Here is a 16,602-nt window from a genome sequence, read left to right as displayed (position 1 = left end):
TTCCCGGCCTGTTTCACCGAATCTCCTCCAAGGCACACTTTTGAAAGCCCGACGAGCCAACTCCCATTTCTACCATGTACCGCCCAGAATAATAAATAAAAAATTCGTAACCAACCATTTTAAGAAAGGCCTGGAGGTGAAAGCCATTGTCAGGGCTTTGCCCCAAATCCATCAGGACTCCGTCTTGGACCTGTTTGGCACAAATTTTTCCAGTTTTCAGTAATACAATGTTAAATGTTAAATTCGCCCATTTGGCACATTTGGCACAAATTTTTCCTGTTTCTCCATTTGGCACATTTGGCACAATTTTTTCCAGTCATCCAGTTTTGGCGCATTTGGCACATTATCAGTTTTTCCGGTTTGGCACATGGCGCAAATCACAATGCAATCATTGCAATCATTTTGTCGCATAAGATATATTATGTTAAATTGTCCCTGAACCTAGCCCGGATTCCGATTATGTTAAATGATCCCTGAACCCCTAAAGCCCGGAAAAGCCTGGACATGAAAGCCCATGAAAGCCTTTGTCAGGGCTTCGCCCCGAACCCCACCAGGGAGCCAGCCCCCCCTGGACCCCGGATTGCGATTGCCCTGCCTCTTCGTTGTCCTGGCTTGCCGTCGCATCCTGGCAAGCCTAGAATCGCCGGTCTGATCATCACACCGCCAAAAAAATCCCGCGAAAGGATTGTTTCTGCCATGTGTCGTCGCATCCTGGTCACCAGCGCCCTTCCATATGCCAATGGACCCATCCACCTGGGCCACCTCGTGGAGTATGTCCAGACCGATATCTGGGTCCGCTACCACAAGTTGCGCCAACACGATTGTGTCTACATCTGCGCCGACGATACCCATGGCACCCCCATCATGATCCGAGCCATGCGCGAGGGTATTCCTCCCAAGGAATTGATCACCCGCATGCATGAGGAACACACCCGGGATTTTGCCGGTTTTGCCATTGGTTTCGACAATTACTACAGCACAGATTCCGAGGAAAACCGTCTTATTTCCAACAAGATCTATGAAGCAAACCGGGATGGCGGACACATGGATCGCCGCATGGTGCGTCAGGCCTATTGCGAAACCGACGGCATGTTCCTGCCGGATCGCTACGTGCGCGGCACCTGCCCCTCCTGTGGCGCCCTGGACCAGTATGGCGATGCCTGCGAAGTGTGCAGCAGCACTTATTCTCCCCTGGATCTGAAAGATGCCCGTTGCGCCATCTGCGCCTCGCCGCCCGTGGAGCGCGAATCGGAGCACATCTTTTTCAAACTTGCCGACTTTGCAACCTTTCTGAAGGATTGGACCCGTTCCGGGCGCCTCCAGGAAGAGATGGCCAACAAGCTTGACGAATGGTTCAAAGAGGGGTTGAAGGATTGGGATATCTCCCGGGATGGACCCTATTTCGGGTTTGAAATCCCCGATGCCCCGGGTAAATATTTTTATGTCTGGCTGGATGCTCCCATCGGTTACATGGCCTCCACCATGAACTGGTGCCAACGGGAGGGCAAGGATTTCTCCTCCTATTGGTCAGCCGATGCCCAGGCCGAGGTTTATCACTTCATTGGCAAGGATATTCTCTACTTTCACACCCTGTTTTGGCCTGCCTTGCTGCACGGGGCCGGTTTCCGCACGCCGACCGCCATCTTTGCCCACGGTTTCCTGACCGTGAACGGCATGAAGATGTCGAAATCGCGAGGAACCTTCATCAATGCCAAGACCTATCTCGAATTTTTGGATCCGGAGTACCTTCGCTACTATTATGCCGCCAAACTGACCAACCGGGTGGATGACATCGACCTGAATTTTGCGGACTTCACCCAGCGGGTCAACAGCGATCTGGTGGGCAAGGTGGTCAATATCGCTGCGCGGACCGCCAACTTCATCCACAAGGGATTTTCCGGTCAACTCTCCAGAGAGTATCCGGACGATGGGGGTTTGCACCGGCAATTTGTCGAGGCCGGCGAGGAGATTGGCCAACTCTATGAAAGTCGTGAATATGCCCGTGCCATGCGTGCCATCATGCGTTTGGCCGAGGAGGCGAATCGGTTTGTGGAGAGCAGGGCGCCTTGGCAAATGGCCAAAGAGGATGCCCACTCGGCAGCATTGCAGGATACCTGTACCGTTGCTCTCAATCTTTTCCGTATCCTGATTCTCTACTTGAAGCCGGTTCTGCCGCAACTCGGACAGAAGGTCGAACAATTTTTCGCCGTGCCCGCATGGACCTGGGAAGATCGGGAACATCCCTGGCATGGTCGCTCGGTCAAACCATTCAAGCACCTCATGGCGCGAGTGGATCCTCAAAAAGTGGAAGCCATGCTCCTCGCCGCCAGAGAAGAGGGAGACCCTTCCGCAGCGTTGGGAACGACTTCCCCCCTCCCCTCCCCTCCTACGCCAATCTCTGAAATGAATGATTTAGCAGATGAAATTCCCATCGATGATTTCATCAAGGTGGATTTGCGGGTGGCACGCATCGTGACAGCGGAGGATGTCCCCGGAGCCGAGAAACTACTGAAACTGACCCTGGATCTCGGTTCCCTGGGCACGCGCACCGTCTTTGCCGGCATCAAATCCGCCTATCAAACTGCCGATCTGCGCGACCGTTTGACGGTGGTGGTGGCCAATCTGAAACCTCGCAAGATGAAATTTGGCCTTTCCGAAGGAATGGTTTTGGCCGCTGGTCCAGGCGGCCAGGATATTTTTCTTCTCCTCCCGGATGCCGGGGCGCAACCGGGTATGCGTATCAAATGAGAGGAGCGACTATGCGACACTCGGCCCCTGCCATGTCAAGCCCTTGTTAAAAAAATTCCAGACAGTTGCAAAAAAAGTTGCCTTGGAGGTCGTTTTGGTTCAATAATGCTGGATTCAAACGATGTCCCCATCGTCTAGAGGCCTAGGACGCCGGCCTCTCACGCCGGTAACAGGGGTTCGAATCCCCTTGGGGACGCCAAATGACCGTCCGATGCCGTCCATATAGATCAAAACCCCATGAATTTGCACCCTTCATGGGGTTTTTTGTGTGGAGACGAGTCGGTAAACAAAAGTTTTTGGTATGCATCGAGGTGAAGGTTCGGTTGCTGAACCGAATGCGATAGCCAAACAATCAACCACCCCTTTTTCATGGTGGAGTGGCCAACTTTGGTCGCTCAATGCGTCGGAGACAACTTGAGAATGGCAATGATGAACATTGCCTGACCGGCGGCCACACCAAACATCCATTTGATGGTTTCGGCTTTTAGTTCGGAAATTGCCAGTTTCAGGTCGGCTTTTGTGGCCAATTCTTTAAGGTTGGATTCTTGCACCTGCTTCACAAAGTCAGACTGGGCCTGAGCCATGGCCTCTGCTTGGACCTCGTCGAAACCGGCAGCCTTGAGTACCTTGACATATTTCAGGGTATCAAACGTGATCGTCGTCATGGGAATCTCCTTTCCATCCCACCCTACCAAAATTTCATTGACTTTGCACGTCCGACTTCGCCAGACTCGGTTGCCTGCCAAATATTAAAAAAAATGGTAACTATTCAGCACCCTTTCAAAAAAAGCCTGGATATGAAAGCCTTTGTCAGGGCTTCGCCCCGAACCCCACCAGGACTCTGTCCTGGACCTGCCAGGGAGCCAGCCCCCTGGACCCCGATTCGTGGTCGGGTGCTGAATAGTTACAAAAAATGTAATTATTCCCGCCATTGCAGGAAGAGCTTGGACATGTAAGCCTTTGTCAGGGCTGCGCCCCGAACCGTGCCAGGACACTGTCTAAGGCCCTGCCGGTGAGCAAGCCTCCTGGACCCCGATTCGTTGGCAGGTGCTGAATAGATACCAAAAAATTAACAGATTTTGTCAAGGCTTCGCCCCGAACCCACCCAGGAGGAGTGGCGCAACCCTGCCTCCTGGAGCTCCATCCCACTCTTTTACAATCGTTTTTTAGGGTCCATTGCTTTGCGTCCGCCTCTTTTTTCCCTGTTGCAACACATCGTTGACATCAACTCTCACACTGCCAACAAGGCAGGTGTCGACGCTGTAGGGGCATTTTTTCAGCCTCACCTGGAAGCGCTTGGTTACGCAGCCCAGCGCCACAAACGGACCCACATCGGTCATCACTGGCACTATCGGTCCCCGACCGTTCCTGGTCAAAAAATTCTCCTTGTAGGCCATTTGGATACTGTTGCCCTCCCCGACTCGCCTGCAACTTTCCGGGAAGACGCGCAGTGGGTCTACGGGCCTGGCGTTTGCGACATGAAGGGGGGGTTGATTGTCCTTTTGGAAGCTTTGCGCCAACTTGATGAAAAGACCGGTCCCATTCGCAATATCGACATTCTTCTGGTCTCCGACGAAGAAACCGGCAGTGACGACTCCCGCTCTCTGACGCTGGATATTGCCCAGGAATATGATTTTTGCCTGGTGTTCGAGGCGGCTGGGCGGCACGGCGAAGTGGTGATCGGACGCAAGGGGGTGGGGAGTTTCATCCTGCACATCGCGGGGGTGGCGGCCCACTCTGGCAATGACCACGCTTTGGGCGTTTGCGCTAACACGATCGCCGCCCATGCCATACTGGCGCTGGCCAAATTGGCCGATCCGGCTCAAAAAACCACCCTCAACGTGGGCCGCATGGAAGGAGGGGTGGGCATCAACACCATCAGTCCGACCGCCACACTCAAATTTGAACTTCGTTATACCTCGGAAAGCGAGAAGATGCGCCTGTTGCGGGCCATCGACACCCTGGTCACTCACCCTCCCCTTCCCGGCGGAAAACTGACTCTGGAGGGGGGCATCCAACGCGAACTGTTTTCTCCCGATATGCGGCAGAGTCGCCTGCTGGAGGCCTTGCGCGCCATCACAGGCGATCCCCTGCCCACCGAGGTGCGTGGTGGCGTGAGTGACGCCAACCTGACCCATGCCGCAGGTACCGTCACTCTGGACGGATTTGGCCCTTTTGGTGAGTGGGATCACTCCCCGCGTGAACGTGCTTTGAAAGAGAGCTTTTTTCAGCGTATCCTCCTGGTTTTTCGTATGCTGGAACATCATCAGCGACACGCTTGCCAACTCGCATGAATCCCGAAAAAAACCTATTCTGAAGGACGATGGAAAGACATGCGCCCCCATCTTCGTGAAGATTTTTTTCTCCAGACAACCCGGTTGGCGACTCCCCTGCCCGCCTGGGAATATCATGTCCACTCCACCCATTCCGACGGCTCCGCACTGGCCTCCGAAGTGATTCGCTACGCTGTGGGAGCCGGCATCAAGCGCATTATCTTCACCGAGCACACCGAAGATGAACTGGTTGGCAGCGGGGATTGGTTTTCTCGCTATGTCGAGGAGATGCGCCGTTTGCAGGCACAATGGTCTGGAGTCATCGACATTCGCCTTGGTTTGGAGGTTCCGGTGATGGATTTTGCCGGTACTCTGGATCTGACCGATCACATGCTGCGCGAAGCCGACTTTATTCTCGGTGCTGTCCATGCGTTTCCGGAGGGAGATTGGCGCACCGGCTACCGCAATCCCGCCCAGGCTGTGGATGTCGAATTCCGCGCCAGCATGGGCCTGCTGGAGAACCCTCTGGTCGATGCCATTGCCCATCCAGGGGGGGTGTGTAACCGTTATATCTCTTCGTTTCCCATGGAGTTGTTCGAGGCCATCGTGATCCGCGCCGCAGAACGAAGGATCGCCGTTGAACTCAATCCGGCCTACCACGAGCCCATGCGCCCATACCTGGATATATGCCGACGCCACGGAGCCATGATTTCGCCCGGTTCCAATGCCCACGACCCGGTGCAAATCGGGGATGCCGTGCGGGTACTGGAGAGTGTGCTGATCTCTGACCAGCCATAAAAACGATCACGCAACTGTTCGGTACCCAAGGCCCAAAACATCATGTGCGTCCGCGTGCGTTAGCGGTTACATAATTACTCCAAAAAAGTCAGGACCAGTCCCAGGGGAGAGAGTTCCCGCACACTCATTTTAAGACTCTCTCGCGTAGGCCAGCTCGTGCGAACTTTCAATTGTTGCGGTGTGACCTCCTCACTGCGGAACAGGCGGATTGCCTGGAGCAACCCACTCCCCTCCGGAAAAACCTGCATGTCGCAACCAGTCGGATTGCTGGTAAAATAGGGCAAAGCTGCCTGATTCAGAAAGGTAATCCGGTGCATCTCATCGACAATCAGGAGTGGTTGCGGAGTTTTTTCCAAGAGAGTGTAAAGAGCCTTGTTCTCTGCCGAGGCTTTGCGTATGAGGCGGGCTTTCTCGATTGTATGGGCTGTATGTTCAGCCACTTTCTGTAGATGTTCCAGGTGCGATGCGTCAAAAGCTTCCTTGGCCTCGTGTTGTACGATCACCATGGCACTGATCCGTTCCTGGAAAAAAAACGGCACGGCCATGGCCGAACCGGTCTCCCACTGATCCTGGGGCAGAATGACCCAACGGGGGTCTTTGGTCACGTCTCTCAGCAGCGCAGGCTGGTGATTGGTGTAAACCCACCCCCCCAATCCGTCTTTCATCACCTTCAGTACGCTGTACGTTGCAAACTCAGGCGTCTGACCAGGTCGGGCAAGGATTTGGTGTTTGACGGAGCCCGATTCGTCAAGCACCAGAATACTGCCGCGGTCAGCGGAAGAAATCTCCAGAGAAAATTTGAGAACCCGTCCAAGGAGGAGATCCAAATCCGTGGACATGTCCAGTTGCCTCAGCAAGGTAGAACTTATCTCCGACATTCACCCTCCTCCCTTCATGCCATGCCGACCAGCATGACAGCCTCTGGACAATCAACGTTTACGGATCAAGGTCTTGTTAGCAAACCCTCTACAAAACAGCATCGCCAAGGTAACCGCTCAAGCGACTTTTTTCAGAGTTGATCCCAAGTGTGACGCCTCTGGGAAACCGGCAGTATATCGCTGCCGGTTTTGTCCGACGTATGGGAAAACCACTCAAGGACGCAGCGCGACCGATGATTTCATCGTACTGGGGAACGACTGTCATGGACAGATGGTTCTGCTCACTGAACCGGATGGCAGCACGAATCAAGGCAATGTAAGGGGGCATCGTCAACCGTTCGCTCCAGAGATCCAGACAGACAAGCCGAAAGGATTTTGCGGGGTATTCCTCCGGGCAACGTACAAAAAGGCCATACCCGACCAAAGTTTCGTTTTGGTCGTAGCAACCGAACAGAATCAGGTGACGAACGGGATTGGCACGCACAATCCATTGCAGGTCACAAGACATCCGTCGGTTGGTGAAACTGAAGAGTTGATCAGTCTTTTGCCACAGGCGATCAAACTCAGGGCCACTGTTTTCCAGAATCCGGACTTGCAACCCCTCCATTTTCGAGATGCCGGTCCGGCATCGTAGTTGCTGTGTCAAGCGCGTGATCCGCGCTACCGGAAAGGCCAAAACCCAGGGCAGACGCTTTTTTTGCTGGAGTTGCCGGGCCAGAAAGGAGGCATCCGTCACAAAGAGATGCTCAACGAAATATTCCGCAAGATTCCTGAACCGAAAACTGCGGAGGACGGCTGCCATTTCCGGGTTCGAGGTCGTATTGAACACAGGCCTGGCCCTGGCATGGGCGAGAAGAGTCTCCAAAAAAAATGAGGTCTCTTTCCGATGCATCGGGAGGATACGCAGAGTCGATATGTTGCTGACGGTCACCTCGTGTCCCAAAAGTTGGATCCGGCTGGGAATATCCGCCAACATGCCTGCAACACGGGAACCATCCAGGAGCACCCACCCTCGGACCCAGTCAGGGGTGAAGACCGGGTTTTCCTCCCACCAAAACTTGAAGCGGCGTTCCCACATGTCGGAGGAGAGATTCTCTCCGGGGAAGGTTGAACAAAATGCTGCCAGAGAAGGGTAGTCCGTCGCCTGAATAGGGAACAGTTTGGTCATAATTCCTCATCTTTGACGGCAAACGAACCAACAGCCCCCCATTCCCTCACCCACTTGTTAGCACTTTTCGCGTTTACGATCAAGTCGTGACGTATAGGCCATTATTTCATTGAGTTCAGAAAGTTTTCATTCTAAAGTCAACAGGGGCTGGTACGAGTGGAAAAATCAAAAAGGGGGTAAGGGGCAAAACATGAAAATCAATATCCAACTGGACATTACCCCGGCTGAGGGCCGGTCTTTTCTCGGACTTCCGGATGTGGAACCTTTGCAGCGGGAAGTCATTGAGCACATGCGCGGCAAAGTGATGGCAAGTCTGGACGCTTTCGACCCGCTCAACCTGAATCTCAAAAAAATGACCGATTCCTATTTCTCTCTTTATCCCCAATGGCTTGATGCGTTTGGCAAGAAGTCGGATAAGTAGACCGACACGCAGAACGCAGCGCCGGAGCTACGCCACCCTGGTCTCGAAGTGGTGACACCCCCCCAAGGTCAGGAGAATGCGGTCATCAGGGGTCAGTGGCCCCACGCCTGCCGGGGTTCCGGTCAGGACGACATCGCCTGGATAGAGGGTAAAATACCCGGAAATTTTGGCCACCAGAGATTCAAGGTTCCAAATCATCTCCCGGGTATCTCCCTCCTGACGCAAGGCGTCGTTGATCGAGAGGGAAAAATGGAGCCCGTCAGCCAAGTCGCTCCGTAGCGTCTCTCCACGTATGAAAGGTGTGATGGGACAGGAACGGTCGAAGGCCTTGGCCAACTCCCAGGGGTGCCCGGCCTCTTTGAGCCGATTCTGTACGTCTCTGAGGGTCAGGTCCAAGGCCCCGGCATAACCAAGAACGGCATCAACAACCTCATCGGGAGCGGCATGTTGCAAGACCGCCCCTATCAGTACGGCAATCTCCGCCTCGTAATGACAGACCCGGCCATGGCGTGGCAATTGAATGGGTTCTCGAAAAGGAACCAGGGCGGAACCTGGCTTCATGAACAGCACCGGATCATCGGTTTCCCGATTCTGCAACTCCCGAACATGTTCGCGATAATTTCTACCGACGCAAACCACCTTACCCATCGGCAGATTTGGGACGATTCCGTCTAAAAATCGGTGCTGGTATGTCGTGTTCATGGACTCCATCCTGGATCTGCCAGGGAGTCGGCCCCCTGGACATCGGTTCGTTGCCACATGGTGAAAAACTACCATGTAACAAACACCACGGAAAAAGCCAAGGAGTGAGATGGGCTTCACCCCATTCTTGTGGCAATTGTCCACAAATGATTGCATTTTGAGATGCAATTTGCAATTCACAGCCATGCAAAATATCTATATATTATAAAATATTACATAAAATCAATATGATAATTTGTTGGCGCAAGAGTTGCTGGATATACCAAAACGCACATATCGTTGAGGTCTATCCCTATGGAACAATCATTATATAGAGAGAAGAGAGAAACCTCTGAATATCCAATCCAGAGCGTCATGATTCGGAACGGGATGTGTGAAGAGTACGCTTTGGAAAAGAAAGAGATTGACCGCTGGCAGCGGATCTTTTGTTCAAGACTTCCTCGGGAACACTCCCGTCCGGCATTCGGCAGCATGATCAGAACCAATCCCATGGATGGTTCCGCTCGCATGCTGCTCAGAACCGGAGAAAAAATGACTCCTCCGATCAGCCGGTTTGACCTCCAACAATCCATGGATTTTTTGCATGCCTGGTGGAAAGTCAACGATGCCCTTCCCCGGGTGAAACGCTATCTGGTGGAAAAACGCATCGACCAAAAATTAAATTTCCCTTCTCCACGCCGGAATTTGGTTGCCCAGGCGGAGCTTGCCCGGGTTATCGATGGTGTTGCCCAGAGAACAGAGACACCAATCAAAACAAAAGCCTCCCTGTCAGGTTCCAGGGCGAGTCAACTTCGATTCAGGGAGTTAATCCAGGATGTATTGGATATCAAGATGATCGAAAAGGGAGAGACAGGCCAGAATCCATGCCCCTGCCATCTGCGGCCACTCCTGTTGCACGCTCTTGGCGCAAACACTCTGATGGCCATCAAAAGAGAGGTGCGCCTGCATTTGCAACAGAACGGTATGCCAAGCAATGTTTTGGTATTTGCCGATGGGACGCTCTTGACCGGCCTCCTGGCTGGCTTGATCGCCAACGCTATCCGATTTTCTCTTCCCAGGGGAGATGTAGTCGTTTCCATTCTGACGCAGCCGGGGTTATGCAGAGTTTCTGTTCATGATCGGGGTCAGCCCTATGAGCCGGAAGATTCAGAGGAGGGGAAATTCAGCCCAAATGACCACACTGCCATGATGCTCTTGCATGTTCAAAGTCGAAAATTGGGGTGCCGGATGAGCTTTGAGAGCCGCTTTGGCGAGGGCAACAGCAGCCATCTTGACCTCACCCGCGTTGCGTCATCATGGAAAAAATATGGAGACAATGAATAACTGTAACAAGCAAGCTGAATTTGTGGCATCATGATCGCGTGACTGTGACGAGCAAGCTGAACTTGTGGCATCATGGGCGCGTGCATGTGGTTGAATTTCGGCTGGGTGCAGGTGGCGTATGAAGAACGGTCAAACCATTTTGCTGGTCGAAGACAGCGAGTCCATGGCCGCAGTCTACATAGGTTATCTGCACGCGGAGCCGTGGGAAGTCGGGCACGTCAGGACTGGCCAGGAGGCCATGGACGTTCTTGCAGGAGGGGCTTTGCCCGATTTGCTGCTTCTGGATCTTAAACTTCCGGACGGCAGCGGCATGGAGATTCTGCGCCATATCCATCAAAACTCCTTGCCGGTATCGGTGGTGATCATCACGGGTTATGGTTCGGTGGACTCGGCTGTCGAGGCCCTGCGTCTTGGAGCCAGTGATTATCTGGAAAAGCCTTTTTCAGCCAACAGGCTTCTGGTCACTCTGAAAAACGCCATGGAACACCGGCGGCTGTCGGGCCTGTTGCATGACTATCGGAAAAACTTTGACCGGAGGGATTTCCACGGGTTCATCGGCTCTTCTGCCCTCATGCAGGGAGTCTACCGGATCATAGAGAGTGTGGCGCCAAGCCGGGCATCGGTGTTTATCACCGGCGAATCTGGAAGCGGCAAAGAGATTTGTGCTGAGGCGATCCACCGCCAGAGCCAACGGCGCGACAAGCCCTTGATCGCCATTAATTGTGCCGCGATTCCCCGAAATCTGCTGGAAAGTGAAATTTTTGGTCATGTTCGCGGGTCATTCAGCGGCGCCATCAGCGACCGTGCGGGGGCCGCGTCCCGGGCCCATGAAGGATCGCTTTTTCTGGACGAGATTTGTGAACTTGATTTCGAGCTGCAAAGCAAGTTGCTCCGCTTCATTCAGACCGGTACGTTCCAGAAGGTCGGCGGCAGTCATCAGGAGGTTGTGGATATACGTTTCATTTGCGCCACCAACAAGGATCCCTGGCAGGAGGTACAGGCTGGACGTTTTCGGGAAGATTTGTTTTTCCGGCTGAACGTCATTCCGATCCATCTGCCACCCCTGCGGGAACGGGGGAACGACGTGTTGTTGATCGCCAACAGGTTTCTGGAGACGTTTTCCCGTGAAGAGGGGAAAAAATTCAAGGCATTTTCAAGAGAGGCCGAGCGGTTGCTGTTGGAAAACCCCTGGCCAGGAAATGTGCGCCAGCTGCAGAACTCCATACGGCGTGGCGTGGTTCTTTGTGAAGGTGAAGTCATCGTTCCTTCCATGCTGTCGCTGGAAGCCGGTGCGCCCTCTCCCCAGGTCCGCCCGGAAAAGGATCCTGATGGGAAAACTCCCATGAAGGATCCATTTTCGCCCGATGATCAGGGTACACAAGCTCTCCAGGAAAGCCCAGAGGCGATACGTCCCCTTTGGCAGGTGGAAATGGAAGCCATCGAAAGGGCCATTCGCCTGTGCGGGGGCAACATTCCCCAAGCCGCTTCCAGGTTGGAAATCAACCCCTCCACCATCTATCGGAAAAAGCTCCGGTTCAAAAACACGCCGACCTGAATGGCCGGGCTGCGTCAACCACCAAAAACGGAGGGAGGGGGATCTCTCCCCCTCCCCTGCCCCAATGACATGGGAAGTGGGGTCTCTCCCCCTCCCCTGCCCTTCGGTTATGCCGTGGATCGATCCACGGTATTTCTCAGATACTCTCCATCTGAATCTTGATGGCGCCGCAAGGACACTCGCGGACGCACAGGCCACAACCCTTGCAGTAGTCGTACTTGAATTCAAAACGTCGTCCGGGCCCGAGCTTGTTGATGGCGTTGTCTGGACAAACGCTGTAGCAGTTGTCGCACTCGAAGCAGTTGCCACAGGAGAGACAACGGCGCGCTTCAAAGAGCGCATTGCCCTCGTCCAGATTACCAAGAACCTCCTCGAAACCCGACTGCCTGCGGATCAAATCCAGGGTAGGCTGGACGGTCTTCGGAGCGTCATCGTAGTACCAGGGATTCAGGTTTTCAAACCTGGCAACCTCGTGCTTTTGCGGTGAAGCGTACTGCACGCCACGCAAGAAGGCATCGACGTTGCGTGCCGCCTTCTTCCCATGCCCGACAGCGGTGGTCATGGTACGGTTGGACGGAACCATGTCACCACCGGCAAAGACGCCAGGGTGCCCGGTCATCATGTGATCATCGACAACAAGGTTGCCCTCATTGAATTTCAAACCCGAAACATTTTGCAGGAAGGGCGCCTGCACATCCTGCCCCAGCGCCAAGACAACGGAATCAGCCTCCAGATACTCCATTTGACCTGTCGGCTGTGGCCAACCGGTGTCGTCCAGGACCATCTTGTCAAGGATGACAAAGCCTTCCTTGACCTCATTGACCCGGCGCAAGCACTCCAGTTTGACACCCTCCTCAAGCGCTTCCTTGATTTCAAACTCGTGGGCGGGCATGCGCTCCCTGGTGCGGCGGTAGGCGATGGTGACCTGGGCGCCGAGACGAATGGCGGAGCGTGCAGCGTCAATGGCTACGTTGCCGCCACCGATGACCACAACCCGCTTCCCCATCTCCGGAGTGCTCTCTCCAACCTCGATCTGACGCAGGATATCGATGGCATACATGGCCTTGATCGAGCCATCGGTATTGAGCTTCTGGGTTTTGGGAAGTTGCGCGCCAACGGCTACGAAGGCGGCATCGAAACCGCCTTCCCGCATGGCGGCGTCGAGATCCTGGATGGGCGAATTGAGCATGATCCGCACGCCCATGGCCTCGATGCGGGATATTTCGGCATCCAGAACCGAGGTCGGCAAGCGGTAACGGGGAATACCATACCGCATCAAGCCACCCGCCTTGGGAGCCGAGTCATGGATGATGACCTTATGCCCCAGGAGGGTAAGATGATAAGCTGCGGACAATCCACCGGGACCGGCGCCGACGACGAGAATTTTTTTGCCGGTTGGCGGATTCTCCAACCGGACAATCCACCCCTTCTCGATGGCCAGGTCGCCCAGAAAGCGTTCCACGGCATGGATCCCGACCGTTTCGTCGAGGTGTCCCCGATTGCAGGCGTTTTCACAGGTGTGATAGCAGGCCCGACCCATGATGGCTGGCAGGGGATTGTTGCGCATGATCTCCATCCATGCGGAGTGGTAGTCCCCCTCTTCGGCATGGAAAAGCCATTTCTGTATGTTTTCACCTGCCGGGCAGGTATCGTTGCACGGCGGCACCCGGTCCAGGTAGACCGGTCGGAAGGTTCGCCATGAACCCGTGTGGTTGGTAAGGCTGGAACCCGGATCCAACGTGATGGCAAAAGGCTTGATCATGGTCATGAGGCGGCCTCCCCGAGGAGGTTGAAGCGTTTGATGTTGGCATCCGCCATGTCCTGAATCGCCTTGATTCGTTTGGTATCGGGTTTGTCCTTCCGGAAGAGATGGGCAAACCTTTTTTGCAGGATCAAATATTCTTGAACAGGGACGGGCCGACGAATTTTATGGACGTTGGTCACTTCGCCAAACTCTGCTTCGTAGAGGGGGTAGAGTCCACACTCGACGGCCATGCGGGCAACGCGAACCGTGTCTTGTGGGGCGCTGCCCCAACCCAATGGGCAGGGAACAGAGATGTGGATGTAACGTGCGCCGTGAATGCCCATGGCCTTGAAGACCTTGTATTCAAGATCCTTGAGATTGGCGACACTGGCCGTGGCGACGTAAGGAATGCCGTGGGCCATGGCAATCCGGGGGACGTTTTTGCCGGTGCCGAAAACGTTGCCGGGCTCATCGCCGACTGCCGGAGTGGTGGCAGTGCGGGCTGCGGGCGGGGTGGCGCTGGAGCGTTGCACGCCTGTGTTCATGTAGGCCTGATTGTCATAGCAGATGTAGAGCACATCGTCATTGCGCTCGAACATGCCAGAAAGGCAGCCAAAGCCGATATCCGTGGTGCCGCCGTCGCCCCCCTGGGCAATGACCCGCACACGCTTGTCCCCTTTGACGCGCAGGGCTGCGGCAACGCCGGAGGCCACGGCGGGAGCATTGCCGAAAAGGGAGTGAACCCATGGAATCTGCCACGAAGTTTCCGGATAGGGGGTGGTGAACACCTCCAGGCAGCCCGTGGCGTTGACGGCGATCAGCTGGTTGTTGCTGGCGCGCATGGCGGCATCGACAGCATAGCGGGCGCCGAGGGCCTCACCGCACCCCTGACAGGCACGATGGCCGCAGGTCAGGGAGTTGTTGCGATCCATGCTGGACTGGACCAGGCGGTTACGGGCGTCCACCAGACGGTTGCTGACCGTATAGGTGCCTTTTTGGTAAAACTTGACAGGTTGATCGGATGACGCATCGGTCATGATGACTCTCCTCCGGCCAGGGGTCCACCCGGACCGATATCGCGCAAGATATTTTCGGCAATGGGGCCTGAACGGCGTGTCTTTCGTCCACGTTCCAATTCCCGATTGACCACGGCCCAGTCGAGATCGAGGAAGTGCGGCGTATCCAGTTCACCCTTCATGGCTTGTTTGAAAAAGTTTCTCAGGGAATTCTTGGTGATGGGACGTCCACCCAGACCGGCGATGGCGGTGAAGAGGGGTTTGGCCAGACCGCGCAGGGCCATGCGGACATTGGGGTCGACGGCGCCGCCAAGTCCCACGTCCAAACTCTTTTCCACCACGATGACGCACTTGACATCCTTGAGGGATTCCCGCAGGGCAGCCAACGGGAAGGGACGGAACGAGCAAATGCTGATGGAACCGATGGGAATATTCTCTTCGGTGCGCATGTCATCGATCACATCCTTGATCGTACCGTTGACGGAGCCAAGGGCAACGACGACGACTTCCGCCCCTTCGGTACGATAGTGATGGATGAGGCCACCCGATTTGCGACCAAAGTGCCTTTCAAAGTCGGCGCCGATGGCTGGGATCAGTTCCAGGGCGCGCATCTGTTTGTGGTGGGCGAGATAGCGCACCTCGGCAAAGGCGTCCGGTCCCACCATGGCGCCGATGGAGACCGGCTCCTTGGTATCAAGCACCTGCACCGGCTCATAGGGCGGCAGGAAGGCATCTACCTGTTCCTGGGTGGGGATGTCGATCCGTTCGTAGGCGTGGGTCAGAATGAACCCATCCACGCAGACCATGACCGGACAGCTCAGCTCCTCGGCAAGGCGAAAGGCGAGGATATGCAGATCCACGGCCTCCTGGTTGGTCTCGGCAAAGATTTGGATCCATCCGGAGTCGCGCATGGCCATGCTGTCGGAGTGGTCGTTCCAGATGTTGATCGGGGCGCCGATGGCCCGGTTGCCGAGGGTCATCACGATGGGGAGACCCAGACCGGAGGCGTTGTAAACGGCCTCAGCCATGAACAACAGTCCCTGACTGGAAGTCGCCGTGTAGCTGCGAGCGCCGGCTGCCGAGGAACCAATGACGCCACTCAAGGCAGCAAACTCGGACTCGACGTTGACAAACTCGCACCCCTGAAGCTGCTTGGCTTTGACCAGGGCAGCCAAGCCTTCCACAATGTGCGTCTGTGGCGTGATGGGATAGGCGCAAATCACCTGGGGACGACACAAGGCAATGGCTTCAGCAACGGCCTGGGAACCTTCAATTTGTTTCAGCATGCTTATGCTCCTCCGCCCATGTTCGCCACGGCCCTGTCGTAAGCTGCACGGGCGGCCACGATATTGGCCTCGCCCACGGCGCCAGGAAACTTTTCACGCACGGCCGCGATCACCGAATCCAGTTTGATCTGACCGGTGACAGCCGCGAAAATCCCCAGGAGGGAGGCGTTGGGCACGGGACGACCCACATATTTGATGGCCAACTCCGTCGCGTCCACCTTGCCGATGTTCTTGGCGGGAAACTTGGACACGAAGTCGGCGATTCCCAATTCATCATAGCTCTTGCCGGAGTTGATCAGTATGTACCCATCCGACGAGCACCCAGAGAAGACATCGACCGAAAGCAGCAGCGTGGGATCCTGGATGATGATGGCATCCGGCTTCATGATGGGCTCGCGCAGGCGAATCTCCTTATCGTCGATGCGGCAATAGGAAATGACCGGCGCTCCCATGCGCTCGGAACCAAAACTTGGAAAGGCCTGGGCGTGGCGCCCCTCGAGGAAGGCCGCTACCGACAACATCTCGGCAGCGGAGACCACCCCCTGACCCCCCCTTCCATGAATGCGGATTTGAAACACTTTATTTTCCCTTTCCTCTTCAAGGCCTTCATAAAACATGGCTGGCATGGATACACGGTATCCGGGCAAAAACACAATGAAAAGAAAGAGTTATCGGCACGACGTGCCAAAC

General features: G+C 55.1%; 15 protein-coding genes and 1 tRNA gene. 7 read left to right on the top strand and 9 right to left on the bottom strand.

The features are described from left to right. Positions 1-13: 13 nt before the first annotated feature. Positions 14-304 (bottom strand): hypothetical protein, encoded by a 291-nt coding sequence (locus tag HQL63_01210; GenBank protein ID MBF0175457.1) that lies wholly within the window; start codon positions 302-304, stop codon positions 14-16. Positions 305-696: 392 nt separating this feature from the next. Between HQL63_01210 and metG the strand changes: the two genes are divergently transcribed. Together metG and HQL63_01200 are read left to right on the top strand one after the other, a co-directional pair. Next, positions 697-2,748: a methionine--tRNA ligase gene (gene metG / locus HQL63_01205; protein ID MBF0175456.1), complete on the top strand. Its 2,052-nt coding sequence runs from the start codon at positions 697-699 to the stop codon at positions 2,746-2,748. Between the two features lie 123 nt (positions 2,749-2,871). After that, a tRNA-Glu gene (locus HQL63_01200) sits at positions 2,872-2,947 on the top strand. A 196-nt stretch (positions 2,948-3,143) separates the two neighbouring features. Here the strand turns inward: HQL63_01200 and HQL63_01195 are convergent. Further along, a complete protein-coding gene (locus tag HQL63_01195) occupies positions 3,144-3,413 on the bottom strand; it encodes a DUF1640 domain-containing protein (GenBank protein ID MBF0175455.1) in 270 nt (89 codons plus the stop codon). A 516-nt stretch (positions 3,414-3,929) separates the two neighbouring features. Between HQL63_01195 and HQL63_01190 the strand changes: the two genes are divergently transcribed. Together HQL63_01190 and HQL63_01185 are read left to right on the top strand one after the other, a co-directional pair. Further along, positions 3,930-5,042, top strand: a complete 1,113-nt coding sequence (locus tag HQL63_01190) for a M20/M25/M40 family metallo-hydrolase (GenBank protein MBF0175454.1) — start codon at positions 3,930-3,932, stop codon at positions 5,040-5,042. 39 nt (positions 5,043-5,081) lie between these two features. Then, positions 5,082-5,819: a PHP domain-containing protein gene (locus HQL63_01185; GenBank protein ID MBF0175453.1), complete on the top strand. Its 738-nt coding sequence runs from the start codon at positions 5,082-5,084 to the stop codon at positions 5,817-5,819. Between the two features lie 74 nt (positions 5,820-5,893). On the opposite strand, the gene HQL63_01180 is transcribed toward HQL63_01185, so the two are convergent. Both HQL63_01180 and HQL63_01175 read right to left on the bottom strand, forming a co-directional pair. Next, on the bottom strand, positions 5,894-6,697 hold the full coding sequence (locus HQL63_01180; GenBank protein ID MBF0175452.1) for a GAF domain-containing protein: 804 nt from the start codon (positions 6,695-6,697) through the stop codon (positions 5,894-5,896). Between the two features lie 88 nt (positions 6,698-6,785). Further along, entirely contained in the window at positions 6,786-7,865 is a 1,080-nt protein-coding gene (locus tag HQL63_01175) for a hypothetical protein (protein MBF0175451.1), read from the bottom strand. Positions 7,866-8,055: 190 nt separating this feature from the next. Here HQL63_01175 and HQL63_01170 point away from each other — a divergent pair, with 190 nt between their 5' ends. Beyond that, on the top strand, positions 8,056-8,286 hold the full coding sequence (locus HQL63_01170) for a hypothetical protein (protein ID MBF0175450.1): 231 nt from the start codon (positions 8,056-8,058) through the stop codon (positions 8,284-8,286). 27 nt (positions 8,287-8,313) lie between these two features. Here HQL63_01170 and HQL63_01165 read toward each other — a convergent pair whose 3' ends face one another. After that, on the bottom strand, positions 8,314-8,988 hold the full coding sequence (locus HQL63_01165; GenBank protein MBF0175449.1) for a fumarylacetoacetate hydrolase family protein: 675 nt from the start codon (positions 8,986-8,988) through the stop codon (positions 8,314-8,316). Positions 8,989-9,342: 354 nt separating this feature from the next. Between HQL63_01165 and HQL63_01160 the strand changes: the two genes are divergently transcribed. Together HQL63_01160 and HQL63_01155 are read left to right on the top strand one after the other, a co-directional pair. Next, positions 9,343-10,311: a HAMP domain-containing histidine kinase gene (locus HQL63_01160; protein MBF0175448.1), complete on the top strand. Its 969-nt coding sequence runs from the start codon at positions 9,343-9,345 to the stop codon at positions 10,309-10,311. Between the two features lie 118 nt (positions 10,312-10,429). Beyond that, positions 10,430-11,866 carry a sigma-54-dependent Fis family transcriptional regulator gene (locus tag HQL63_01155; protein MBF0175447.1) on the top strand — a complete coding sequence of 479 codons (1,437 nt, stop codon included), beginning with the start codon at positions 10,430-10,432 and terminating at the stop codon, positions 11,864-11,866. Between the two features lie 136 nt (positions 11,867-12,002). On the opposite strand, the gene HQL63_01150 is transcribed toward HQL63_01155, so the two are convergent. The 4 genes from HQL63_01150 to HQL63_01135 are packed head-to-tail and all read right to left on the bottom strand — an operon-like array spanning position 12,003 to position 16,490. Next, positions 12,003-13,628 (bottom strand): NAD(P)-binding protein, encoded by a 1,626-nt coding sequence (locus HQL63_01150; protein MBF0175446.1) that lies wholly within the window; start codon positions 13,626-13,628, stop codon positions 12,003-12,005. 2 nt (positions 13,629-13,630) lie between these two features. After that, positions 13,631-14,647 carry a pyruvate ferredoxin oxidoreductase gene (locus HQL63_01145; GenBank protein MBF0175445.1) on the bottom strand — a complete coding sequence of 339 codons (1,017 nt, stop codon included), beginning with the start codon at positions 14,645-14,647 and terminating at the stop codon, positions 13,631-13,633. Next, positions 14,644-15,912, bottom strand: a complete 1,269-nt coding sequence (gene porA, locus HQL63_01140; GenBank protein ID MBF0175444.1) for a pyruvate ferredoxin oxidoreductase — start codon at positions 15,910-15,912, stop codon at positions 14,644-14,646. Before porA ends, HQL63_01145 begins: the two co-directional genes overlap by 4 nt. 2 nt (positions 15,913-15,914) lie before the next feature. Then, positions 15,915-16,490, bottom strand: a complete 576-nt coding sequence (locus HQL63_01135; protein ID MBF0175443.1) for a 2-oxoacid:acceptor oxidoreductase family protein — start codon at positions 16,488-16,490, stop codon at positions 15,915-15,917. Positions 16,491-16,602 lie beyond the last annotated feature (112 nt).

This window comes from Magnetococcales bacterium, assembly GCA_015231175.1.
Classification (GTDB): domain Bacteria; phylum Pseudomonadota; class Magnetococcia; order Magnetococcales; family DC0425bin3; genus HA3dbin3.
Note: the sequence above shows the minus strand (reverse complement) of the source record. Positions and strands in the feature narration are given on the sequence as shown.

Coding starts and splice junctions, on each gene's coding strand:
- HQL63_01175 (MBF0175451.1), bottom strand. CDS start 7,865: ATGACCAAACTGTTCCCTATTCAGGCGACGGACTACCCTTCTCTGGCA.
- HQL63_01185 (MBF0175453.1), top strand. CDS start 5,082: ATGCGCCCCCATCTTCGTGAAGATTTTTTTCTCCAGACAACCCGGTTG.
- HQL63_01145 (MBF0175445.1), bottom strand. CDS start 14,647: ATGACCGATGCGTCATCCGATCAACCTGTCAAGTTTTACCAAAAAGGC.
- HQL63_01195 (MBF0175455.1), bottom strand. CDS start 3,413: ATGACGACGATCACGTTTGATACCCTGAAATATGTCAAGGTACTCAAG.
- HQL63_01165 (MBF0175449.1), bottom strand. CDS start 8,988: ATGAACACGACATACCAGCACCGATTTTTAGACGGAATCGTCCCAAAT.
- HQL63_01180 (MBF0175452.1), bottom strand. CDS start 6,697: ATGTCGGAGATAAGTTCTACCTTGCTGAGGCAACTGGACATGTCCACG.
- metG (MBF0175456.1), top strand. CDS start 697: ATGTGTCGTCGCATCCTGGTCACCAGCGCCCTTCCATATGCCAATGGA.
- HQL63_01155 (MBF0175447.1), top strand. CDS start 10,430: ATGAAGAACGGTCAAACCATTTTGCTGGTCGAAGACAGCGAGTCCATG.
- HQL63_01160 (MBF0175448.1), top strand. CDS start 9,343: ATGATTCGGAACGGGATGTGTGAAGAGTACGCTTTGGAAAAGAAAGAG.
- porA (MBF0175444.1), bottom strand. CDS start 15,912: ATGCTGAAACAAATTGAAGGTTCCCAGGCCGTTGCTGAAGCCATTGCC.
- HQL63_01170 (MBF0175450.1), top strand. CDS start 8,056: ATGAAAATCAATATCCAACTGGACATTACCCCGGCTGAGGGCCGGTCT.
- HQL63_01150 (MBF0175446.1), bottom strand. CDS start 13,628: ATGATCAAGCCTTTTGCCATCACGTTGGATCCGGGTTCCAGCCTTACC.